The 24,817-nt window shown below is 36.9% G+C and carries 20 protein-coding genes; 14 read left to right on the top strand and 6 right to left on the bottom strand.

The features are described from left to right. Positions 1-12: 12 nt before the first annotated feature. Positions 13-1,338, top strand: a complete 1,326-nt coding sequence (locus tag R8495_RS04085; RefSeq protein ID WP_317636280.1) for a methyltransferase RsmF C-terminal domain-like protein — start codon at positions 13-15, stop codon at positions 1,336-1,338. Here the strand turns inward: R8495_RS04085 and fni are convergent. The 4 genes from fni to mvk are packed head-to-tail and all read right to left on the bottom strand — an operon-like array spanning position 1,304 to position 5,205. Further along, on the bottom strand, positions 1,304-2,332 hold the full coding sequence (gene fni, locus R8495_RS04090) for a type 2 isopentenyl-diphosphate Delta-isomerase (RefSeq protein WP_317636281.1): 1,029 nt from the start codon (positions 2,330-2,332) through the stop codon (positions 1,304-1,306). The two genes, R8495_RS04085 and fni, sit on opposite strands and share 35 nt — an antisense overlap. Continuing rightward, positions 2,329-3,312, bottom strand: coding sequence for a mevalonate kinase family protein (locus tag R8495_RS04095; RefSeq protein WP_317636282.1), 984 nt, complete (start codon positions 3,310-3,312; stop codon positions 2,329-2,331). The genes fni and R8495_RS04095 overlap by 4 nt, the downstream gene beginning before the upstream one ends. Then, positions 3,299-4,252 (bottom strand): diphosphomevalonate decarboxylase, encoded by a 954-nt coding sequence (mvaD, locus tag R8495_RS04100; protein WP_317636283.1) that lies wholly within the window; start codon positions 4,250-4,252, stop codon positions 3,299-3,301. The genes R8495_RS04095 and mvaD overlap by 14 nt, the downstream gene beginning before the upstream one ends. Beyond that, positions 4,252-5,205: a mevalonate kinase gene (gene mvk / locus R8495_RS04105; protein ID WP_317636284.1), complete on the bottom strand. Its 954-nt coding sequence runs from the start codon at positions 5,203-5,205 to the stop codon at positions 4,252-4,254. Before mvk ends, mvaD begins: the two co-directional genes overlap by 1 nt. Before the next feature lie 121 nt (positions 5,206-5,326). On the opposite strand from mvk, the gene R8495_RS04110 reads away from it, so the two are divergent. The 5 genes from R8495_RS04110 to nth are packed head-to-tail and all read left to right on the top strand — an operon-like array spanning position 5,327 to position 14,063. Then, positions 5,327-8,632 (top strand): PD-(D/E)XK nuclease family protein, encoded by a 3,306-nt coding sequence (locus R8495_RS04110; RefSeq protein ID WP_317636285.1) that lies wholly within the window; start codon positions 5,327-5,329, stop codon positions 8,630-8,632. Beyond that, complete coding sequence (addA, locus tag R8495_RS04115; protein ID WP_317636286.1) at positions 8,625-12,224, top strand: helicase-exonuclease AddAB subunit AddA; 3,600 nt, start codon at positions 8,625-8,627, stop codon at positions 12,222-12,224. The genes R8495_RS04110 and addA overlap by 8 nt, the downstream gene beginning before the upstream one ends. A 53-nt stretch (positions 12,225-12,277) precedes the next feature. After that, on the top strand, positions 12,278-12,763 hold the full coding sequence (locus R8495_RS04120) for a cell wall elongation regulator TseB-like domain-containing protein (RefSeq protein ID WP_317636287.1): 486 nt from the start codon (positions 12,278-12,280) through the stop codon (positions 12,761-12,763). A 35-nt stretch (positions 12,764-12,798) separates the two neighbouring features. After that, complete coding sequence (locus R8495_RS04125; protein ID WP_317636288.1) at positions 12,799-13,419, top strand: DnaD domain protein; 621 nt, start codon at positions 12,799-12,801, stop codon at positions 13,417-13,419. Further along, positions 13,416-14,063, top strand: a complete 648-nt coding sequence (nth, locus tag R8495_RS04130) for an endonuclease III (RefSeq protein WP_317636289.1) — start codon at positions 13,416-13,418, stop codon at positions 14,061-14,063. The genes R8495_RS04125 and nth overlap by 4 nt, the downstream gene beginning before the upstream one ends. A 3-nt stretch (positions 14,064-14,066) precedes the next feature. Here the strand turns inward: nth and R8495_RS04135 are convergent, their stop codons facing one another. Continuing rightward, positions 14,067-16,334 carry a transglycosylase domain-containing protein gene (locus R8495_RS04135; protein WP_317636290.1) on the bottom strand — a complete coding sequence of 756 codons (2,268 nt, stop codon included), beginning with the start codon at positions 16,332-16,334 and terminating at the stop codon, positions 14,067-14,069. 1 nt (position 16,335) lies between these two features. After that, positions 16,336-16,938: a Holliday junction resolvase RecU gene (recU, locus tag R8495_RS04140; protein WP_317636291.1), complete on the bottom strand. Its 603-nt coding sequence runs from the start codon at positions 16,936-16,938 to the stop codon at positions 16,336-16,338. Between the two features lie 174 nt (positions 16,939-17,112). Here recU and rpsB point away from each other — a divergent pair, with 174 nt between their 5' ends. The 8 genes from rpsB (at position 17,113) to R8495_RS04180 (ending at position 24,809) form a co-directional block, all read left to right on the top strand. Next, entirely contained in the window at positions 17,113-17,910 is a 798-nt protein-coding gene (gene rpsB, locus R8495_RS04145; protein ID WP_317636292.1) for a 30S ribosomal protein S2, read from the top strand. A gap of 18 nt (positions 17,911-17,928) precedes the next feature. Beyond that, positions 17,929-18,804, top strand: coding sequence for a translation elongation factor Ts (tsf, locus tag R8495_RS04150; RefSeq protein WP_317636293.1), 876 nt, complete (start codon positions 17,929-17,931; stop codon positions 18,802-18,804). Between the two features lie 164 nt (positions 18,805-18,968). Then, a complete protein-coding gene (gene pyrH / locus R8495_RS04155) occupies positions 18,969-19,694 on the top strand; it encodes a UMP kinase (protein ID WP_317636294.1) in 726 nt (241 codons plus the stop codon). Next, positions 19,694-20,251, top strand: a complete 558-nt coding sequence (gene frr, locus R8495_RS04160; protein WP_317636584.1) for a ribosome recycling factor — start codon at positions 19,694-19,696, stop codon at positions 20,249-20,251. Before pyrH ends, frr begins: the two co-directional genes overlap by 1 nt. A 3-nt stretch (positions 20,252-20,254) precedes the next feature. Next, a complete protein-coding gene (gene uppS, locus R8495_RS04165) occupies positions 20,255-20,977 on the top strand; it encodes an undecaprenyl pyrophosphate synthase (RefSeq protein WP_317636295.1) in 723 nt (240 codons plus the stop codon). Between the two features lie 15 nt (positions 20,978-20,992). Next, entirely contained in the window at positions 20,993-21,772 is a 780-nt protein-coding gene (locus R8495_RS04170) for a phosphatidate cytidylyltransferase (protein ID WP_317636296.1), read from the top strand. 9 nt (positions 21,773-21,781) lie between these two features. Continuing rightward, positions 21,782-23,053: an RIP metalloprotease RseP gene (rseP, locus tag R8495_RS04175; protein ID WP_317636297.1), complete on the top strand. Its 1,272-nt coding sequence runs from the start codon at positions 21,782-21,784 to the stop codon at positions 23,051-23,053. A gap of 46 nt (positions 23,054-23,099) precedes the next feature. Next, complete coding sequence (locus R8495_RS04180; protein WP_317636298.1) at positions 23,100-24,809, top strand: proline--tRNA ligase; 1,710 nt, start codon at positions 23,100-23,102, stop codon at positions 24,807-24,809. Positions 24,810-24,817 lie beyond the last annotated feature (8 nt).

The raw sequence follows: 24,817 nt of genomic DNA on the forward strand, positions 1-24,817 counted from the left end.
GATTAATTAAGTATGAAATTACCTGCGGAATTTATTGAAAAATATCGCCGCATCTTAGGATCAGACGCAAATGATTTTATTGCCAGTTTTGATCAAGTGCCAATCAATGCTTTTCGAGTGGAACCGTTAAGAAGTAGAACTGATTTTAGCTCTTATCAATCGATTCCTTCAATTCCTCATGCTCATTATGGCAAAATAAGCGGCTTAAGCATTGAATTTCTATCAGGGGTTCTTTACAGTCAAGAGCCAAGTGCGATGTACCCAGCACAAATTCTGGCACCTAGGCCCGGGGATTTGGTCCTAGATTTATGTGCAGCGCCGGGGGGAAAAGCGACAGCCTTAGCTTCCCAGTTACATAACGATGGCTTTGTTTTAGCTAATGATATTGATTTGAAAAGATCCAAAATTTTGGCAGAGAACGTTGGGAGAATGGGGTATCAAAATGTAGCAGTGAGTAATATGTCTCCCGAGGATTTGGCAGCTCAATTTCCAACAACGTTTACCAAAATTTTAGTTGACGCTCCTTGTTCAGGAGAAGGGATGTTTAGAAAAGATCCTGCAGCGGTCAATTATTGGAATCCCGATTATCCAGCGAATTGTGCCAAAACGCAAAAAAAAATCCTCCGTGAAGCCATAAAAATGTTGGCTCCAGGAGGCACATTAGTTTACTCAACGTGTACTTTTTCACCTGAAGAAGATGAGGGGGTTGTTGCTGAAATTTTAAATAGTAATCCAGAATTAAGTTTAGAAATGATTGAAATGCCTCCAGGTGGAGCGCCAGGGGTTCCGGATTACGCCGATGGCAATTCAGAACTAGCCAAATGTTTGCGTCTTTATCCACATTTATTTAAAGGAGAAGGCCAATTTATTGCTAAATTTCGTAAAAGTGGGCAATTAGCGCCTGTTGAGTTGAAGTATGGAAAAAATGTTAAAATTTCTCCAGTTTTTGAGGATTTTATGCAAGCCACCTTTAAGTCGCCTTTAAAGAATGTAATAGTTCTGGATTCAAACTATTATGTTTTAAATCCCGCTTTTTATGAATTAATTAAAGATCTTCATTTGATTAAAAAAGGTGTCAAGATTGGTGAAATGAAGAAACAGCGTTTTGTTGCCCACCAAGAGATCTTTTTGGCTTTACCACAGGAAAATTATCAAACAGTTATTGAATTAGATGATGAACAATTCAAAAATTATATTCATGGAGAAGAGCTGACAATTGAGTCTTTTGCGCCGCAAAAGAAATGGGCCGCTCTTTCTTATAAATGTTATATTTTTGGTTTTGGTCATTGGGTTCAAAATCGCATCAAAAACTTTTATCCAAAAAATCTCCGGCGTTAGTTAGCTTAATTGAAGGAATATATTTGGCTTTAGCAAGGTCAGCAATGGATTTTTTGCCGAGCATTAGCATAATTTTTGGCAAGACTTCAATCCATTGTTCAATTAAGAGCTCCAATTCTTGGGGTTCTTTTTTGATTAAAGGATGCAGAAAAGTTCCGCTGACTCCGACCATTTTTGCCCCTAAGACGTGTGATTTAACAACATCTAAAGGGTTACGAATCCCGCCACTTGCAATAGTTTCAAAAGGAAAATTCTGGGCGACTCTTAAAGTTTCAACAGTACTTAGTCCAAGCTCAGACAGATAGGCAAGCTGATGAGTTTTGTTTTGCTGATTTTCGATCTGGATAAAATTCGTGCCACCGGTGCCAGAAACATCGACGTACTTAACGCCAATGTCTTGTAAACTACGCAGATCATGAGGACTTAGACCAAAGCCGACAGATTTTAAGATCACAGGTTTTTCAATGCTATTAATGATTTTGTCAATGTTGGCTAATAGGTGAAAATTGCGATCACCCGTCGAATTGATTAGCTCTTGTAAAGAATTGAGGTGGAGTTGCACGGCATTGGCATCGATCATTGCAATCGCTTCTTTAACTTGCTGGACGTTTTGATTAGCATTTAAATTAGCAATAATAAAACCATCTGGATTAGCTTGGCGCACGACACTAAAAGTTTGACGCAATTCAGGTTCAGCCAAAGCAATTTTTTGTGAACCAACTGCCATCGCGAGGTGGAATTTGTTAGCGACTGAAGCAAGTTGAGCATTAATTTCTTGTGCCCGGGCAGTTCCCCCCGTCATTGCATTGATAAAAAATGAGTGGGGAAAGTGATGATTTAAAAAGTCAATCCTTGGATCAATTTCACTAAGACTGAGTTCTGGTAATAAATTTGGAATCAATCTAATTTCATCGAAGTCATTTGTAGCTTTAGGATTATAATATTTTTCAAAAATGCTAAGATGTTCATTCTTCCTTTGTGCTGCTTTACTCAAGTAATAACCTCCAAATTTAAGGGCATAATCTGGGCTTTTTGCCATGAATTAAAAAGCTCGTTTTGACACTCTTTTAAACCGATTGCGATGCCACAATCACCGCCACCTGCACCCGATTGTTTAGCGGGAATTTTTAAAGCGCGCGCCGTTAATATTAGTTTTTTTAGCGCTGTAGTAAAAATTCCAATTTTTTCTTCACGATCTAAACGCCAATATAGATCAGCGATTTCTTGAAAAATTTCGGTGGGGTTCGTTTGCTCAATTAATGCTTTATAAAGTTTAGTCGTCAGGTGATTGATGTTTTGGCAGAAATTATTTTGGACATTTTCCGATAATTCGTTAAATCTGGTCACACCAACTTCTGTTTTAAAAGGATGTCCGGTAAAACCGACAAAAATTTGCCAATCAGATGGCCAATCAAAGGGTTGAATTAGTCCGAGTTTATCAAGGGAAGGCGGCTTTTGGTAGTAAAGTGGTTTTTGATAAACAGCAATTGCTAAATCACCGAAAGAACTTTTGGCAAAGTGCTCTCTTTGGGCCTTTAAAGAGCAGCAGAAAAGGTCTTCGTTAGTTAATTCAATTTTCGATAAGTACAAAATGGCTTTAATCGTGGCAACCGTGACCGCACCAGATGAACCAAGGCCAATTTTTCCATACGCCGGATGATTGAGTTCGCTTGTAATGTCCAAGACAAAATTTTTAAGCGGTTGATTTTTTGCAATCAAATAAGATCGAGCAGCTTGCAGCGCAGAAACCACGGGCTGCCAAAATTCGGAAAATTTCTGTTCAATGTTTAAATTGAAGAAATCAATTTTCAACTCTTGCTGCTCGCTTTTTATCAATGAATAATTTGTGTTGGTTGCATAAATTTCTGCTGTTAAATATCGATTAACTGGCACAATTAACGAATGAGATGCCGGAAAAATTGCGGCATATTCACCTGAAATAAAAAGTTTGCCAGGAACTTTAATTTTGATCAATGATTTGAGCTCCTTTACCTGGTAAGCTTAGTTGAAGGTCCCAAGTTGCAAATTCGGTTGCTACTTCTTTGACCCATTTTTGTAAAGTTAAAAGTTTAACATTAGGTCCAGCGTCAAGCGAAAAATAGACTGGAATTTGTTTTTCGGTCTGAATTTTTTGGACTTGCTGCATAATTGCCAGCGATTCAGGTTGCCAATAAATAATCTCTGGTCTAGCAGCAAGGTTTACTGCGTGCATTTTTAATGCATTATTTTGGGCGAGAGCTAATAGATCTTCCCACTTAGATTTCTTAATCAGTTCTAAGGCTTTAAAATAATCATCGGTGGAATTTTGCACCCAAGTTGGGTAATAAGGCGAGGTTGAGCTAACGATTTGCATTGCATCGGTGCTGGATATTTTTTTGTTGGCGGCAGTTGTTGTGACGGAAAACACCGCCAAAGGAACTTCTTCAGGCGGTAAAATTGCGCGACCAAAAGAAGACACATCAGTCCCAGTTGGCCAACTAACTAGCCCGCCGTCGATGGATCGCGTTGCCGAACCTGATCCAAGTCGAGCAAGCCTTGCAAGTCCGTCATGATCTAAACCCAGCTCGTAAGCTTGATTACTGGCTAAAGCAATTGCTGCCATGCCGCTGGCTGAAGAAGCATACCCAGCTGAAGTTGGGAAATTATTAGAACTTTTGATGGAAGCAAAAACTTCTTTTTTAGCAATTTTACGAACAGCGTTCATCATGAGCTCGACTTTTGGATTAATCGTTTCTTTTCCATTCAAAATAAAAACATCTTGGTTCAGTTGAGGATCAATTGTAACTGAAGTAGATGTTTCGAGTTCACTTAAAGTTAGAGAAATACTAGGGACTGCTGGTAAATTAATTAGCGGATCAGCTTTGCCCCAGTATTTGATCAAAGCGATATTAGGATGAGCAATTGCGCGAGCCATTAGTTGGTGTACTCTTTTAAAGCAATAATATGAGTGAAATTAGCTGCTGCTTGACAAAATAACTGTTCAAGCTTTACCGCATCAGGATAATTTTCAGTTAAAGCGAAGATGCTCCCGCCAAGTCCGCTGCCGGTAATTTTAGCTCCTAAGCTGCCATTATTTCGAGCAAGCGTTAAAAGTTCATCGATTTTCGGAGTGCTCAGGTGCATCTTAGCTAGAACCTTTTGATTTTCTGTGAGATCATTGCCAAAAGCAGATAAGTTTCCGCTAGTTAAATGCTCAATCGCGTTGGTAGTAATATTTTCAATTTGGTTAAAGTAATTTTCGTATAAAAACGGATGCATTTGGGCACTTTTGGCTACTTGCATCACCGCATTTTTGGTTAATCCGTGCTTAGGGGTCGTTGCAATGACGATAAATCCTTTGAGATCAGAGGCGACTTGCAACTTAGCTGCTTTTTTATTTTTTTGAAAGATAACAGGAGTTGCACTACTAGAAGTAATTAAATCGAGTCCAGAGGGATTGGTATGAACGATTTCTTCGGAAATATTTGCAAAACGATATAATTCCTCTTTGTTCAAACTTGTCCCAAAATAACGATTTAAAGCATTAGCCAAACTCCAAGCAACTGCTGCACTTGAACCAAGCCCGCTAGCCTCAGGAATTGAACTTTCAATATTAACCTGAAAATTTGCTTGCGGGTTTTCAATATAGATTAAAAACTCTTTAATTAATGCGTATAATGATGGCAGGATGTTTTTGCAATCTTCCAAATTACCAAAAAAGTATTTGCTTTTGAGGTAAATTCCTTTGCGGCTCTGTTCGGTAATGAAAACTTTCGTTTGTAAAGAATTAATCGGAACGGCAAGGGCTGGTCGGTCAAAAACTACCGCATGTTCTCCATTAAGAATTAATTTCCCGTAGGCAATTGAACTTGCGCGGGCTTTGGTCAAAGTTTTGATTTTCGGATCCTCCGAATTCTTTTGTTTGAATGATACTATTCTAAAACTTTGTTGCTCTCGTGCTTTAAAAACATCAAAAATAAAACAAAAATTAAGAAATAAGGAAAATAAATTGGTTTTCAAAATTATACAGGGCGGTGCTCGCGCCGACTTTTTATCAATTATTGCAAAGAAAATTCGTTCTCTGCCAACGGATGAAGAAATTTTTTTGATTGTTCCAAATAACTTAAAATTCAAAACTGAAATTAAAATGCTCAATCTTTTAAATGCTAACGAGACATCTTTTTTTAGCATGCCTAATCTTAAAATTTATTCTTTTAATCGGTTGGTTTGGTACTTCTTAAACGATTCTTCTTATTTTCAGTTACCTGAATTAACTACCAGTATGAAAAATATGATTTTGACGTCGATTTTGCTGGAAAAAAATGATGAGTTAAAAGTGTACCGAAATTTTGCAACTGACGTGGGATTTATTGATCTTTTGCGTCAACAAATCGAAATTTTTGAGCAGGAGGGACTAACTTTCAAAGATTTAGCTGGACTGCGCGACTCTAAACTTGATTTAGAGAAAAATGCTGATTTAGCTTTGATTTATCAAAGATATGAACAGATTATTGCCCAGCCTTTTCGTAATGAACAAAGCGATTTTCAAAATTTGGCGCAGCATTTAGAAAGCCAAGATTTAAGTAAAACTAATTTTATTTTCTTCGATTATTTAGAAATGACTAAAATTGAAACTGATCTGTTGAAACAGTTAATTGTTCAAGCGAAGGATGTTTACTTCTTGCGTTATCACGACGCTGTGATTGATAAAAATTCAATTGTGGAAAATCTTCAAAGTGAAGGTGTAAAACCACGATTTGCCACTTATCATAGCGAATCCAATAAACAAATCGCAAGTATTTTTGTCAATCAGCAAAACGTTCAAGAAAAAAGAGATATTCAGATTTTTCGTTGTTCTGATCGTTATACAGAAGTCAAAAAAATCGCACTGGAAATTACTCAGCTGGTTCGCACAAAATCAGCTCGTTTTAGTGATTTTTTAATTATTGGGAGCCAAATTAACGATTATGAACCATTTTTCAATGAAATTTTTCCATCGTATCAAATTCCTTTTTTGGGTGAATTTACCAATTCGATGACCCATGCTTCGGTAACTTATTTGTTAAAAAAAATATTGGATCTTGTTCGCGGACAAATTAAGTTGACAGATTTATTTGATCTTTTAAAGACGCAAAAGATTTTGGATTTGAGTGAAGAAATTATTTTTGATGCTGAGAATTTTGCGTTGAAGCTGGGAATCACTGGAAGAGATTTTTTGTCTTTAGAAATGACAGGTGAAATTTTTAAACGTTCATTTGCCAAAAATCCACAGCAATTAGATAATTTTTTGTTAGTTAAAAAAATGACACAAGAACTTTTAATTCCTTTAATTAATGATTTAAAGAAAGGAACGCAGGCTCTGGATTACTCAAATATTATCTATGATTTCTTTGTTGATAGTGGAATTTTAGACAAATTTAATCAAAAAAGATCTGAACTTGAAGCGACAGGAAAGCAGCTAGCAAGCGATCAGATTGAACAGGAAGTCAATAATTTTGTAAAATTACTTGACGAGATGGTGAGCATTTTTAAAGATCAAAAATTAAGCTTTAATAACTTTGCTCAAATTCTTTTGAATGGGTTTAAAACCAAGACCTATGCAATGGTTCCGTCGGTTATGGACGAGGTCCAGATTGCTGATCTTAACAAAATTAATTTAGCAGATTACAAATACGTTTGGATCGTTAATGCGGTTGATGGAAATCTGCCGTTTAATCATGAGCCAAACGAATTATTGTTTTCAACAGAGGAGTTGGCAGCCATTGCCAATGAAACAGGTGATCAATTTCTGCTCCGTTATTGTGTTAACTCTAAAAACGATTCAGAACAAAAACTAAATTATTTGATGATGAGTTTCGCTCAAACCAAACTTTTCATTAGCTTTCCGACGCATGATCAGGATTTAACCCTTTTGCCTTCAACTTATTTAAATGTCTTACGCGACAAATTTCAAATTCCGTTTGAGGATTTTAGCGATCTGCCGGATGCGACTAATTTTAGAGACCGATTGAGCTTTTCAAATCCAGCACTTACCGATTTGGTTCAGGTAATTAGAGAAGCACTTGTTAAGCAAGAAAAAATAAGTGACGATTGGTCAAATTTGTTTTATTGGTTTCAACAAAATCGAAATGATGAATTGGAGCAAGTGCTTGATGCTTTAACGATTAATGATAATCATGAGGTAGATCCAGCTCTAATTGAGGAGATTTTTAATCGCCAAATTTTATTATCTATTACAAATATGGAAACGTATTTTAGAAATCCTTACGAGTTTTTTGTTAAATATGTTTTAAAAGTTCGGGAGCGTTCAATTTCTGAGGTTAACCCTTTGGTGAGCGGATTAGTGTTTCACGACGTTTTGGATCAATTTTTCAAAATTTTGAAATCTAGCGGAAGTACGATTAAAAATCTGGCTGATGAAGAACTAGTGACAATTACTCACCAGGTATATAAAGAAGTAATTCGTGATCAGCATTTGGAATTTCTCTTAAATGATGCGCTTGATCGTTTTAATCTTGAATTGTTGGAACAGACGGTCACTTCCACTTTGCGTTCAATTAAAATGCAGGGGATAACGGCAAAAACGCTGTTTACCGAGAAGTCGTTTGGGATGAATGGTGATGAGATTCAACCGATTTTTATGCTTGATGACAGCCGATCACTTAAATTAAATGGGAAAATTGATCGCTTGGATACAGTGGGAAATTTCTTTAACGTAATTGATTATAAATCTTCAAAACGTAAATTTGATTTAAATGATTTCTACAATGGACTTGATCTACAGCTAATCACGTACCTTCAAATTTTGAAAAATTATTATTTTAAAGCTCCGACTCAAAAAATTGGAGGTAGTTTCTTTTATCAAATTCAAGATCCGATTATTGAACATGCAAAAGTTGGTGCAAATTTTGATCAAACTTGGCTGAAAAACTATCAATATAATGGACTGTTTTTAAACGACGAAAATTATCTGCAGTTGATTTCTGACGATCTAAGCAAAAATAATCTTAAGTGGCGAGATTTATTTCCAACTCCCAAGACCGCTAAACAACAAAATGCTTATACTGAAGACGAGTTCAAAGTAATTTTTGCATACAATCAAAAAAGATTTCAAACTTTGGCTGAGTTGATTTACCAAGGAAGTTTTCCGCAAAAATTGCTTTTTAGGACCTTTGATGAAGTTAAGAGCTATCGTAATAATTCTTATCAATCAATTCTTTTGTTTGATCCAGAACTAAATCACGATTTTCGAATTTGGCATCCAAGAACGCCAGCCGATTTACTAAACTTAATGAAGGGTGATTTCCATGAGTAAAATTGAATTTACCGCTGCACAAAAGCGGGCAATTGAACTGCGAGGCAAAGATATTTTGGTTTACGCCTCGGCGGGTTCTGGCAAGACGACTGTGTTAATTCAGCGAATTATAAGAAGCATTTTAAATGGAACCTCGCTTGATTCAATGTTAATTGTAACTTTTACTAGAGCTGCAGCAGGCGAAATGCGTGATCGATTGCGCCAGGCTCTAAATTTAGTTTTACAGCAAGAAGACTTGGATTTTGCTCAGGAGGAGTTTTTAAGATCTCAAATTGCTAGTCTTCAAACGGCCGATATCGAAACGATTGATTCTTTTTGTCAAAAAGTAATCCGGGCTTATTTTAACGTTGTAGGTATTGATCCAGGATTTCGGATTATGACCGATCAAAACGAAATTGATGAACTAAAGTTGGCGCCATTTAACGAAGCTTTTGGGGAGTTTTTGGCAAAAAAAGGGCAGGAGTTTTTTAATTTAGTCAAAAATTTTACTGACGGTAAAACAATTCAACGTTACCAAGATTTAATTCACGATTTGGAGGCTTATTCTTCATCGCTCGCTAATCAAAAAGAATGGTTAAATTCACTTGATAAAATGTATCGGTTTGAGAAGACATTTTCAGATAGTTATTTTTATCACAATGATTTTAAACCGTATTTGAAGCAACAAATTGTTTTTTTTGTCAGCAAATTTAAACAAATTGCTAATCTTTCAGAGGAATATCCTGATCTTGATTTTTACCTGCAGGAGGCTTTGAAGGGGATTGATTATTTTTCAAATCTTGCAAAAAGACTACCAGATTTAGATTATGCTGTGGTCAAAGAGCAACTATTTGATTTTGATTTTGCGCGTGCTAAACCGGTGAGAAACAAGGACGAGGCGCTGCAAGAAACGAAACAAATGGTTCAAGATGAGCGCACGGCTTTAAAAAAATCCTGGACCGGGCTCAAAAAATTATTCCAATTTAGCGAATCAGAACTCAACGAGCTTTCTAAGAAAACAGGAGAGCGAATCAAGTTACTAAGTGAATTTACGATCAGCTATTTATCTAAGGTGGAATTAGTTAAACGAAGCGAAAATGCTTATGAATTTTCTGATTTAGAAAGGTTTGCTCATGAAATTTTAACGAATAGTGAAGTGGCGCGGACTACTTACCAAAAAAGATTTAAAGAAATTTTGATTGATGAATATCAGGATATTAATAATCTGCAGGATGCTATTCTAACAACTTTGAGCGGCGATCAGCACAATCTTTTTATGGTTGGTGATATCAAACAGTCAATTTATGGTTTTCGTCACGCAAATCCGCGCCTTTTTCTCAAAAAGTATCAAGATTTTCAAGATCCTGCCAAAGTCGATCAGGAAGTAATTATAATTGCTCAAAACTATCGATCGGTAGAAAATATTGACGATTCGGTTAACTTTTTCTTTGAGCAATTAATGGATCAAGAGGTCGGTGAGTTAGAATATGATGAGAATTCCCACTTGCAGTTTGGTGCGAAGTATTATCCGTCAACCCTTGATTCTGAGGTTGAATTTCTTGTTGAAAATGGGTCTGAACAGGACTTTTCTCAATCGCAGGCACTTGCACAAGTAACAGTTCAGCGGATTCAACAAATGTTAGGTCATCATGAACAAATTTATGATATTCAGACTAAAAAACTACGAGAAGTTAAGCTGAGTGACATTGCGATTTTAACGCGGACCAAGGCTGAAAATCGAGTGATTACTGAAGCTTTTGCGCAGGCTGGTTTGAATATTTTCAGTGGGCAGAACGAAGATTTTTTTGTGACGACTGAAATCAAGGTTATTATTTCTCTTTTAAAAGTCGTTGATAATCCTGATCAGGATATTCCTTTCGTTGCGATTTTAAAGTCGCCTTTTGGTCGTCTTAGCGATAATGATTTGGCTTTAATTCGTTCAAAGGATGAACAAAAATCATTTTGGAAGGCAGCCCTTGCTTATCAGGAGGCATTCGAAGACGAATTGAGTGACAAATTAAAAAGAATTTGTGCTTTAATTCAAAATGCACGTGAACTTGCTGGAAATCATAACTTGGTCGAACTTTTAACGAATATTTATCAAGATCAACATTTCTTGGATTACGTTAGTTTAATGGTTGGAGGTAGTTTTAGAATTGCCAATTTGCGGACTTTTTTACTTCAAGCTAAAGATTTTCAGGAACGAGGGATTAGCGGACTTGGTGAGTTTGTTAGATACTTGGAGCGCGTTGAAAAATCTTCGGTCCGCCCTAAAATTGCTGAGCAAAAATCAGAAGATCAAGAAGCAGTCCAATTGATAACAATGCACGCAGCAAAAGGCTTGGAATTCCCGGTAGTTTTTCTTTACCGAGTGAATCGGCAGTTTAATTTAAGAGATTTCTCAGGCAGCTATGTTCTTAATGAGCAAGCGGGAATTGGCTTGAATTTAATTGATGAGCACAATATTTCTTATTTCTTGCCGCAAATTGAATTTATCAAACAAAAAGAAAAGAGCAAGCTGATTTCTGAGGAAATGAGAATTCTCTACGTTGCAATGACTCGTGCAAAAGAAAAATTAATCGTAGTGGGTAGCGATGAATCATTTTTGAACGATTTGCTTGATTCTAATGTCAGCCCTGATTTAATTTTGTCTAAAGAAGAACGGGAAAAGGCTAATTCATTTTTAAAAATGTTTAAACTGGCTCTAAAAGGACAAGTTCTGGCACTTGATGAACATAGTGCTATTTCAGCTCCTAAAAATGTTAATAATCATGCTCAAATTAAAATTATTCAAGTTGAAGCAAAGCCAGTTACTAAGACAACCGAAATTAAACAAAATGTTGAGCTAAGTGATTTAATCAATCCTTGTGATCAATTGAAGTTAAAAGAGATTGATACGGCATTTTCCTGGCAATATTCACAACTCGGTGCAACGCAGACATCGGCTTATCAATCTGTGTCTGATTTAAAGACGTTGTTTCAAGAACCAGATGATGATAATTTGCAGGCTGCAAGGTTTAGTGCTTTTAATGTTCAGAAAAACGAATTTGCTTTGCCGGAATTTAAAGGTAATAAAAAAGTTACATCCTCTGAAGTAGGAAGTGCCACGCATTTACTGTTAAGAGAAATTTCTTTAAAAAAAGCGCCAACTGAGGAAAGCTTGCAAACCAAAATATCAGAGTTAGTTGCTAGAAATTTGATCAAAGTGTCAGTTGGTTCGCAAATAAAACTTTCGCCGATTGTTAAATTTTTTGAAACTGATTTAGGACAATTGATTTTGAATGAATCAACCGTTTTTTATAGAGAGCAGTCCTTTCAAGCGGTCGCTAATCCCAATGTTCTCTATCCAAACGAGCAATTTGGAACTCAAGATAGTGTTTTAATTCACGGAATTATTGATGGATTTTTAAATCTTCCAACAGAGATTATTCTCCTAGATTATAAAACTGATCATTTAGGAAATAAAAATAATTTTGAGCGAACGAAAACCTTGATTAAGCGCTATGAAGGGCAGCTTAAAGTTTATGGTGAAGTACTTTTTTCGATGTATCATAAACCAGTGAAGAAGAATTTGGTCGCACTTGATGGTCCAACGGTTATCGAGGTGAATTAACTAATCGATGAGAGATTGTGCTAGAATGTTAAAAGTTTTAAGGACGGGATGAAGTGAAAAAAAAATCTAAACGTTTTCCAATAATATTTAGCTTGATTGTAATTGTGGTGGCAGTTGTCGCTGCTACGATCTTGATTGCAAACACGCCCTTTATGCGTGTAAAAAATGATGCGCTTAGCGTAATTAAGAAAAAGACTGATCTGAGAGATTTCTCCAAGTATTATTGGTACAATCACGACGCTTCTTACTTTTCAGCTTTGGGCAAAAATAACAAAGATCAAGAACAGTATGCAATAGTGAATACTTCTAACGGTGAAATTTTAATCGTGGACCGTAAGGATGGAATTTCTGAAGATGAAGCTAAAAAAATTGTTCTTAGATCTTCTGACAAGGTTAAAGAAATTCAAAATACTCGACTTGGAATTTATCGCAAAAATGTCGTTTGGGAGGTCAGTTTTTTCGACAATCGCCATCAGTTAAATTATTACACCTTGTCCTTTAAGAACGGTAAGGTATTGCAAAAAGTTTTGGATGTTTAGGTAAAAAATGTTACAAGAAGACGGTCAACACCATAATGAGTAGAGCAAAAGGTTCACTTAAATACTTAATTAGCGGCTTTTCAGCTGTTAATAATTACTTGATTCAACACTATCAAGAGTTTGGATTAACTGATCAAGAGTTGATTTTATACTTAAATTTGGTCAGCTATGCCAATCAAAATAACTTGTTTCCTAATATGAAAACCTTAAGTAAGAATTTGCATGTTTCTGAAAGTGAGGTTTTTAATTTAATCAGTAGTTTAGAACGTAAAAGAATTTTGACGATTGAAACTAGGGATATTGACGGAAAAGCTTCTTCTTATTATGACCTTGATCACATTTATCAAATTGACGTTGAAGAAGGTGATTTGATCGAGGTTGATCAAAATAATTCTGATGAGCTTGAACAATTAATTCAAAAATTTGAAGTCGAGTTTGGTCGGCCGCTTTCGCCAATTGAAATTGAAAAAGTTTCTGGCTGGTTGGAAGTCGATCATTTTAATGCAGATTTAGTTGAAGTAGCTTTAAAAGAAGCAGTGTTGGCGCAAGTTTATAATTTTAAATATATCGATCGAATTTTGGTCACCTGGAGAAAAAGAAATATTAAAACAGCTCGAGATTACGAAAATTCGAAGTTGAACAACGACTTACTATGATTTCAAAAGACAAATACCGCAAAATTTTGACTGTGTTAGCTGAATTTTATCCGACAGCTCAAACTGAGCTTGTTTACCACAATGGGTTTGAATTGCTTGTGGCGGTGGTTTTGAGCGCCCAGACTACTGATAAACAAGTTAATAAAGTCACCCCGGAACTGTTTAAGCACTTCGCTACGCCCGAGCAGCTGGGCCAGGCAAATCTTTTAGAAGTTGAATCTTTAATTAACTCAATTGGACTTTACCGGAATAAAAGCAAAAATATTATCAAGCTAGCTCAAATTATCCACGAACAATATCATGATGAGCTCCCCACAGAAAAAGAGGATTTATTAAAACTTCCTGGAGTGGGGGAAAAGACTGCGAGTGTTGTGATGGGTGATTATTATCACGTACCAGCACTTGCTGTTGATACCCATGTTGCCCGGTTGGCAAAACGCTGGGACGTGGTTGGAGATAATGCATCAGTTGAAGAGGTACAAAAAAAGCTGATGGAGTTGACACCCAAAAAAGATTGGATTGTCACGCATCATCGGCTAATTCTTTTTGGTCGTTATTTTTGTACGGCCCGTTCACCAAAATGTTTAAACTGCGAGCTTTTAACACTCTGTAAATACGGTAAAAATCGCCTCAAGATCAAATAACTATCAATCTGATGAACTATAATTGCTGCTTTGAGAGTTACTGCTCTGTGAGTTTACTGTATTTTGCGAGCTTGAACTATTACTTTGCTCACTGCTTTGCATTGAGCTACTGCTTTCAGATTCGCTATTTTGTGAAATTTGAGAACTCGAACTTGAACTCGTTTCGCTACTAGTGGATTCACTCTGCTGGTCATTTTTTGATTTTTTATTTTGTTCTTTACCATTGGTAATTGAGCCGATTGGAGCTTTAGGTTGAGTACCACTGAGAAACAGTTCACTAACCCCGCCCGAACTTACAGCAACTGGCGGATAAATTCCCTTTAAGACTCGAACGTTTTCGACATTACTTGGCTTTTTCCAGTCCTGCGAGGCTTTGTTCTCATAGAGAAAGTTCATTAGCTTTTGGTAAATGGCACCAGCAATTGCTTGCTGCTCGTAGTTCAAACCACCTTTTATCGGATCGTCGTATCCGGTCCAAATTGAAATACTATAGTCTTTTGAATACCCGTCAAACCAATTATCTTTAGCAATCCCGCTGCCAGCCAATGCGGGGTTTTTAGTTGTTTCACTTTCGTCATAATTAGTAGATCCAGTCTTAGCTGCATCATAAATATTAGGAGTTACTCCGTACTCGCCGTTACCATATTTAAATGAATCTTTAAGCACATCTGTAATCATATAGGCAGTGGCAGGGAACATTGCCTTATTTTCTTTACCGCTGAATTGGCGAACTCGGCCATCGGGTAAAACAATTTTGGTGACATAGGTGGGTTCGTGATAAATTCCGTTGTTAGCTAAAGCACTGTAGGCGCCAGCCATTTGTAAAGAAGAAAATGAACCACCAATTGCCTCTGAATAAACTTGATCTTTGGCGGGAATTTTTAAGCCCAAATTTTTGACAAAATCAGTCGCCTGTTTAATCCCGACGGCTTGAAGAGTTTTTACTGCTGGGATATTTCGTGAGGATGCTAAGGCTACTCTTAGAGAAATTGAACCCATATATTCGTTATCCCAATTGTGAACCGCTGTATCAGTTCCGGGGTAGTTAAACGGTTGATCACTCATCTGTTGGAAAGTTGAGTATTTTAAATATTCAATTGCTGGGGCGTAGTCAAGGAGCGGTTTAATAGTTGAACCAACACTGCGACTAGTTTGAACTGCTCGATTGATCCCAAATTGAATCTTTTGTTGCTTGCGCCCGCCAATTTGCGCTAGAACGTGCCCGTTAGTAGGATCGATAATCGTTAAACCAACTTGCATCTGATCGTCAGGAAAACGAACAGATGGATCGTCATTAACTAACTCATACGCCTTAGATTGCAGATTTGAATTGAGATTAGTGTAAATTTTGAGACCGTCAGCAAAGGGATCATAGCCAAGTTTTTTGACCTCATCGAGCGTTTCCTTAATATATGGATCAATCGCCATATTAATACTTCTTTTTTGATCGTTATCAGCTTTAGCTACTAAAGACTTTAAAGTATCGGTATTGATCGCATTTTGATACTCATTTTGCGTAATTTTCTCGTTGTTTAGCATGGCTTTCAATACAACATTGCGCCTGTTCATGAAAGCTTGGGGGTGAAGGTAAGGCTCTTGATTGGAGGGAAGATTAGAAAGACCTGCAAGACTAGCTGCTTGATCAAGGGTTAAATCACGATTATTTTTACCAAAATAATAGCGGGAAGCTGTTTCGACGCCGTAGACACTATTACCTAAGTAAACTTTATTAACATAGAATTCTAAGATCTGATCTTTGGTGTAATTTTGTTCCAGCTGCATTGCAAGCCAGGCTTCTTGCGCCTTACGCCGGATGGTGCGGTCTTTAGCATCTGTTGAATAAAATGAAAGTTTGATAAGCTGTTGAGTTAATGTTGAAGCACCTGATGCACCGCCACCGGTCACATTTCGAAAACCAGCCACGACAATTCTTAAAGGATCGATGCCCAAGTTATTTTGGTAAAAGTGGCGGTCTTCAACACTAACCAGCGCGTTAAGGTAAGTTTTTGAGACTTTGGAGATCGGAACATAAGTTCGGTCTTCAACTCCTGCAGTGTAGACCGGTTTGTCAGCACTGTCATATACAATACTTGATTTAACACTTTCTAATTTTGCGCGGGTTAATTTGGGCGAACCGAATGCGTAAAAGGCAAATAATGAAGCACCGGTTGCACAAACAATAATGAAGGCAATGAACCCCCAAATGATAACTTTTTTAATGATTGTTTCTTTTTTGCGAGTTTTAAAAGGACGATGATAGTGTTCTGGCATTTTATTTTGACTCCTTCGCAATAATTGCGTCGACATAATCAATATAGGGAATTAAAGGTAATGATGAAGGTTTAAATTCATAGCCGTGTGTTTCAAAAATTTCGACCGGAATTGATTTACGACCATTTTTTGTTTGTAAATTCCAATATTTAATGACTTGTGAAGCATTTAACATAAAGAAACGATTCAATTTAACAAATGAAACAATAACAAAGCAGATTCCTTTTTGTTTAAGGCATTGTTCCATATGGTGAATTTGATGTTCATGGAAGTTATCAAGGGGAAGATAAGTGGCACGGGTCGTCTCTTTTGCTTCGAAATCCAAATAATATCCTTTGTAAACTCCATTATAATCAGTTGTTGAGGGCTGACGAAAAAAAGCTTCCGTAATTCTCGCGTGACTTCTATTAGGATAATCAACTTTCACGATTTGAATTGGCGTTGGCTTCTTATGGACAACAGCAATCCCTAAATTTAAGTAATGCTTGTTACTCAAATTGATCATTTTTTCGAGCGACATCCCGCGACGTCCGAAGTTAGTCGAGCTCTCTTCTTTTAAATTTTTCTTGCTTCCTTGGCCTGTCGGATATTTAATCATAGCCATATTTTACCAAAAACCAGCACAAAATAAATCTTTTACCTTGAAAACATTGCTCCAATCAGGTATTATATTGATTGGCTTAACGCCAAATGCCGCAATTACTGATTTGTCATCGGTGCTGTTAGTCAGTTAATTGACAGAGTTAAAAGTAATTGTTTGAAAAAACCGGAGGAAAAAATGGCAGAAATTACAATGAAACAACTTCTTGAAGCAGGTGTTCATTTCGGACATCAAACAAGAAAATGGAACCCGAAGATGAAGCCGTATATTTTTACAGCTCGCAATGATATTTATATTATTGATCTCCAAAAAACCGTAAAAATGGTTAACGATGCGTATAATTTTGTACGCGATGCTGCTGCTAGTGGTTCGCAATTTCTTTTTGTTGGAACTAAAAAACAGGCTTCAGACGCAATTGAAGAAGAAGCAAAAAAAGCAGGCGTATTTTATATTAATCACCGTTGGTTAGGTGGTTTGTTAACTAACTGGGAAACAATCCAGAAACGGATTAAGAGATTAAAAGATTTAGAGAAGATGGCTGAAGATGGCACCTTTGAACGCTTACCTAAAAAAGAAGTTGTTAAATTACAAAAACAACACGATAAATTAGAAAAATTCTTGGGTGGAATTAAGGATATGGATCGATTACCTGATGTCGTTTACGTTGTTGACACTCATAAAGAACATATCGCTGTTCAGGAAGCTAATAAATTAAATATTCCAATTGTTGGAATGGTCGATACGAACGCTGATCCTGATAACATTGACGTAATTATTCCATCAAACGATGATGCGATTAGAGCAATTCGCTTGGTTACTTCAAAAATGGCTGATGCAATTATTGAAGGTCGTGAAGGTGAAGATCAGGGTGAAGTAGCTGAAGAAATCACAGTTAAAGAGAATTCTGAAGGCGGCGACACTAAGCAAGATATGGAAGAAATCGTTGAAGTTGTCGAAGGTGATAACGATAAATAACCAGAAAAGGAGATTTTGATGGCAAATATTACAGCGGCACAAGTTAAAGAGTTGCGTGATAAAACTGGTGCTGGAATGATGGATGCAAAAAAGGCCTTGGTTGCAACTGATGGAGATCTTGAAGCTGCAATTAAAGAGCTTAGAGAAAAAGGTGTGATCAAAGCTGCTAAAAAGAGTGGCAGAATTGCAGCTGAAGGTTTAGCTAATGTTTTGGTTAAAGGTAACACAGCAGTTGTAGTTGAAGTAAATGCTGAAACTGATTTTGTTGCTTCCAATGACAAATTTAAACAGCTTGTTGCTGATATTCTTGAAGTTATTGCGGATCATAAGCCAAAAGATTTGGATTCGGCATTAGCATTACCGTTAAATGGCGGGACTGTCCAAGATGATATTACAAATGCGACGGCAATTATTGGAGAAAAAATCACATTACGTCGTTTTGTGATTGTTGAGAAAACTGATGATGAAGTCTTTGGAACTTATTTGCATAATGGCGGGCAAATTGCAGTTTTAGTTACGGTAGCTGGCAATGATGAATCCGTAGCTAAAGATCTTGCAATGCACGTTGCAGCTATCCATCCTTTATATGTTTCACGTGATCAAATTCCAAAGGAAATAGTTGATAACGAAACCGATATTGCAACAACAGAAACTCGTAATGAGGGTAAACCAGAAAACATTATTGAAAAGATTGTTGCTGGACGAGTTAACAAGAAGTTGGCAGAGATCACTTTAGAGGATCAAGAGTTTGTTAAAGATTCTTCAATGAAGGTTTCTGAATATGTTAGTTCAAAAAATAGTAAAATCAAGAATTTTGTTCGTTATGAAGTCGGTGAAGGAATCGAAAAGAAAAATGATGACTTCGTTAAAGAAGTAATGGATCAAATCAAATAGTTTTCTACTTTCCTAAAAAGTCTGTAACAACTAGAATTGTCTAGCTATTTACAGACTTTTTTTCTAGCTAAATGCAAATAAAAGTTAATATTATCTATAGAAAATAGAGAGTTTAAGACTATCTGTGCTATATTACTTTATGGAAATAAGTTAAGGAGTGAACCTTGAATAAAGTTAAATATCAAAGAATTCTTTTAAAAATCAGTGGTGAAGCCTTAGGTGGTGAAACTGGAAAGGGAATCAAACCTTTAGTCATTTCAGACGTTGCCAAAAAAATTGCAGATGTTCATGAAACCGGGACTCAAATTGCAGTTGTTGTTGGGGGCGGAAATTTATGGCGTGGTGAAGCTGGGGAACAATTAGGAATGGAACGCCCGCAGGCTGACTATATTGGAATGCTTGGGACGATTATGAATGCTCTAGCTCTCCAGGATGCACTAGAGAAAGTTAACGTTGCGACTCGCGTTCAAACTTCGATTGAAATGCGTCAAGTTGCAGAACAATATATCAGACGTAAAGCAATTCGCCACTTAGAAAAAGGGCGAGTTGTAATTTTTGCGGGTGGAACTGGCAATCCTTACTTTTCAACGGATACTACTTCAGCACTTCGTGCATTAGAAATCAATGCCGATGTCATTTTGATGGGTAAAAACGGGGTAGACGGAGTTTATTCAGATGATCCTAATATAAATCCAGATGCTGTCAAATATGAACAAATTACGCATATGGATATTATTCAAAAGGGATTGAAAGTGATGGATAAAACGGCGAGTTCGCTTGCACTAGAAAATAATATTCCACTAATCGTGTTTGATCTTAACGATCCTGAAAACATTACCCGCATCGTTCGTGGTGAAAGTATTGGAACTTTAATTGAAGGAGATAAATGATGAATGACGAAATTATTAGCAAAATGAAAACTCAGATGAAAAAAACATCTGAAAATTTAGAACTTGAGTTGGGCCGGATCCGAGCAGGACGTGCGAATGCAAGTTTAGTAAATGATATTATGGTTGATTATTATGGAACTCCAACTCCGCTAGGACAAATAGCATCAGTTTCTACCCCGGAAGCCCGGTTAATTCAGATTACACCATTTGATAAAACGGCGCTTAAAGGAATTGAAGCAGCAATTAATATGTCAGATCTTGGTATTAATCCAACTATCGATAATTCGATGATCAGACTTGTGATTCCTCAATTGACTGGCGAATCGCGTAAAGATTTAGTTAAAGAAGTAAAGAAATATGCTGAAGAATCGAAAGTAGCGGTGCGTAATGCTAGACGCGATGCAATTGATGCCCTAAAAAAAGAAAAGAAAAATGGGGATATCAGTGAGGATGTAATGCATCAAAAAGAAAATGAAGTTCAAAAACAGCATGATGAATATATCAAAAAAATTGATGAAATTGCTGCTAATAAAGAAAAAGAAATTACGACAATTTAATTGATGAACAAAATTGAGCAAACTAACATTCCTGCTCACGTTGCAATAATTATGGATGGTAACGGACGTTGGGCCAAAAAACGTCATTTACCACGGATTGCAGGTCACAAAGAAGGAATGGAAAATGTGCGCCGAATTACAATTGAGGCGAATGACTTAGGGATAAAGGTTTTGACCCTTTATTCTTTTTCAACTGAAAATTGGAATCGTCCATCAGATGAAGTTAGTTTTCTGATGAAATTGCCAGTACTATTTTTCAATAAATATGTTCCTGAGTTGATCGAACGCAATGTTAAAGTAAAAATTACAGGTTTTACTGATCAAATTCCCTCCGCTACTTTAAAAGTTCTTCACCAGGCAGTAGAAGAAACCAAGAATAATACTGGCCTAATTCTTAATTTTGCTTTTAATTATGGTGGGAAGGCAGAGCTTGTTAATGCTGCTCAGCAAATCGCCCGACAAGTTAAGAATGGATTAGTTGAACCAGAGGATATTGATGAAAATTATTTTGAAAAGCATCTCTTAACAAAATTAGGCGATCTAGATGATGTTGATCTTCTGATCAGGACTTCTGGGGAACAGAGAATTTCTAATTTCTTATTGTGGCAATTAGCTTACTCAGAACTTTATTTTACAGATACTTATTGGCCAGATTTTTCGGCCAATGATTTGTTAAAAGCAACTAAAGTTTACGAACAAAGAAATCGGCGTTTTGGCGCTTTATAAAAGAAAGATGAAATATTGAAAACAAGAATTATTACTGCAGTGGTTGCGCTCGCAATTTTTATTCCAATCCTTTGGCTTGGTGGGATTTACATTGAGATTGCGAGTGCAGTTTTAGCATTTGTTGGGGTTTCCGAAATCTTTATTATGAAGAAAATGATGGTGATTCACCCAATTGCAATTTTAGCAATGCTGATGGGAGTGGCTTTAACTCTTCCTGACACTTTTTTTAAAGGACTTTGGCTGAATAAAAACGGGCTTTTCTATGCTTTCATTCTGATTTTATTAGTAGCAACAGTCTTTTATAACCAGACTTTTAATATTGAAGACGCTGGAGTTATTGCAATATGTACTTTTTACGTGGGACATGGTTTTTTCTATTTGACAGCGGCGCGCGATAAAGGGTTACCTTACTTGTTTTATGCCTTATTACTCGTTTGGACTACAGATATTTTTGCGTATTTAGTTGGTCGGAAATTTGGCAAGCATCCGCTTGATCCAGTGGTTAGTCCTCATAAAACTTGGGAGGGTTCAGTTGGCGGTACGATTGCAGCAGTGATTGTGGTATTAATTTATAATGCTTTTGTACCGCTTCAAAAAAATCTTGGGATTTTGATAATTGCTACGATTGCGCTTTCGATAATTGGTCAGATTGGTGATTTAGCTGAATCATCTCTCAAAAGACATTACAATGTTAAAGATTCAGGAAAAATATTACCAGGGCATGGCGGAATTTTGGATCGCTTTGATAGTTTTCTTTTCGTTTTTCCTTGTCTACATTTATTAGGATTCTTTTAAGGAGGCTAGATGAGAGGAATCATTGTTTTTTTAATTTTGTTTACAATTTTAGTCGTAATCCATGAATTCGGGCATTATTTTTTTGCAAAGAAATCAGGAATCTTAGTTCGTGAATTTGCAATTGGAATGGGGCCAAAAATTTTTCAACATCATGCAGATAATGGAACGACTTTTACCATTAGAATTTTACCTTTAGGTGGCTATGTCAGACTTGCAGGAGTCGAAGAATCTGAGCTGGAAGCGGGTCAGCAAGTGGCATTAACGCTTAATGAAAATAAGATGGTGGAGACTATCGATACTCGTAGTGAGCAAAACGTTACTGGTCTGCCTTTTACAGTGCGCAAAAGTGATTTAACTGATCAATTAGAAATTGAAGGCGATGTGTTTGACAACGAAGCTGATCAGATGGTTACTAGAATTTTTCAGGTTGACCACGATGCATCAATTATTGAAAATGACGGGACCTCTTTAAGAATTGCCCCAAGAGACGTTCAGTATAATTCTGCTGTTTGGTGGAAAAAATTAATTGTTAATTTTGCGGGGCCATTTAATAATATTTTGCTGGCTATCATAGCTTTCTCTCTCTCTGCTTTTCTAATGGGCGGAGTTCAAGATCTGTCGACAAATAAAGTTACAGTCTTTGATCAATCGATGCCCGCTTCAAAGGCAGGCTTAAAAACTGGTGATCAAATTGTTGCCGTTGATGGAGAGCAAACCCGTGATTACAACGAGGTTAAAAGTGTTCTCGACAGGCATCAAAATGGAAAAACAGTAACTCTTAAAGTTCAGCGAGATGGAAAACTTCAGACGTTCAAGGTTAAACCGCAATACAGTAAATCTGAAGGGAAAGGTCGTTACTACATTGGTATTTCGGTCTGGTACAAAAAAGACGTCAGATCGGAATTGCTTTATGGTTTTAGCGCCACTTACGAAAACACGGTCGCGATTTTTCAGACTTTGGGATCCTTTTTTACCGGCGGATTTTCTTTGGATAAGATCGCAGGACCTGTTGGAATTTATAGTATTTCGGCTCAAGCAGCTAATAGTGGGGTTGGTGTTTTAGTTTCCTTATGTGCATCGTTATCGATTAGTTTAGCGATTGCTAACCTTTTACCTATTCCTGGCTTAGACGGCGGAAAAATTATCCTTAATTTGTTGGAAGCAATTCGTAGAAAACCGATCAAACAAGAGCATGAAGTAATTGTAACTTTAATCGGAGCTGCATTTTTGTTGATGTTAATTGTGGTAGTGACGATTCATGATATAATGAAGCTATTTTAAAGGATTAAACACGATTTATTGAAGCAATTTTTAAAAGGAGAAAAATATGAAACAAAGTTTGGTTTTTATCCCAACAACTAAAGAAGTTCCTAGTGATACTGAGGCAGTCAGTCATCAATTACTCCTACGTGGAGGGTTTATACGCCAGGAAATGGGTGGAGTATTTATGTATCTGCCACTCGCGTATCGAGTTCTCCAGAAGATCCAAACTATCATGGAAGAAGAGATGGAGAATATTTCTTGTCCTGAAACGCTGATGCCCGTGATTTTACCAGCGTCGCTTTGGAAGAGATCTGGCCGCTACAAAAATTACGGACCTGAGCTTTTTAAATTACAGGATCGATCTGAGCGAGAATTAATCTTAGGCCCGACTCACGAAGAGTCGTACATTGATGTTGTCAAAAGCACTTGGAATTCTTATAAAGATTTTCCAAAAACCCTTTACCAAATTCAGACAAAGTTTCGTGACGAGCTAAGACCACGTTTTGGTTTATTGCGCAATAAAGAGTTCATCATGTTAGATGGGTATTCATTTGGCGGAAGTCAGGCCGACCTGGATTACTCGTATGAGCAGTTTAATCAAGCTTTTCGTCGGATTTTTGATCGTTCTGGCTTGGACTATATTAGTGTTGTTGCAGATAACGGAGCGATGGGTGGACAAGAGTCGACAGAATTTCAAGCAGTTGCGGATATTGGTGAAGATGATGTGGCATACGTTGGTGAAGAGCGCAGCGGTGCTAATATGGAAGTTGCGCAAGGAATCCCAACTTTTCAAGTAAATGAGGTTTTTGAAGAACCGGGCGAGTTGACAAAAGTAGCTACCCCAAATGCAAAAACAGTTGTTGAAGTTGGTGAGTTTTTTAAGACCGACTTAGCGAAAATCGTTAAAAGTATTTTATATTATGCTGATGATAAACCGGTATTGGTTGTTGCACCAGGAGACCACGAAATTAACGAGATGAAACTATCGAATGGTTTGGCAGCAAAAGAACTTCGGTTAGCAACTCATGAAGAAGTGCAAAATTTATTAGGCGTTCAGATTGGTAGTATCGGGCCAATAGGAATTAGCGAACAAGTAAAAGTAGTAATGGATCCCAGTGTCACTCATCTTCATAATTTCTATGTTGGAGCCAATGAGGACGGATATCATTACCAAAACGTTAATTATGATCGTGATTTCACAGTTGATGAACAATTTGATTTAATCAATATCAATGAAGGTGACTTAGAGCCAAAAACCAAGCAACCATATCATATTGAGCAAAGTATTGAAATTGGTCATATCTTTAAGCTAGGGACTTTTTACTCCGAAGGCTTGGGTGCAACTTTTCTTGATCAAGATGGCAAAGAGCAGCCAATTATTATGGGTAGCTACGGCATTGGAGTTAGCCGTCTGATAGCAGCAATTGTTGAACAAAACAATGATGAAAATGGAATTATCTGGCCAAAGACAGTTACACCTTATGATGTTCATGTTATTGAAATTAACAATCAAGATGAAACAATAGTTAAAACCGCAGAGAAACTAGAGGAAGAAATTACAAATTCTGGTCATTCAGTACTTTTAGATGATCGTGACGCGCGAGCAGGAGTCAAGTTTGCTGAATCTGATTTGTTTGGTTTCCCGCTAAGAGTTGTTGTTGGCAAAAAAGCCCAAGAAGGTATTGTTGAAATTAAAGAAAGACGAACTGGAGAAGTACATGAAATTGAATTGTCACAGGTCGTTAAATTTATTCGTGATTTTTACAATAAATAGGATCCCTG

This window comes from Xylocopilactobacillus apicola, from assembly GCF_033095985.1.
GTDB classification, from domain to species: Bacteria; Bacillota; Bacilli; order Lactobacillales; family Lactobacillaceae; genus Xylocopilactobacillus; species Xylocopilactobacillus apicola.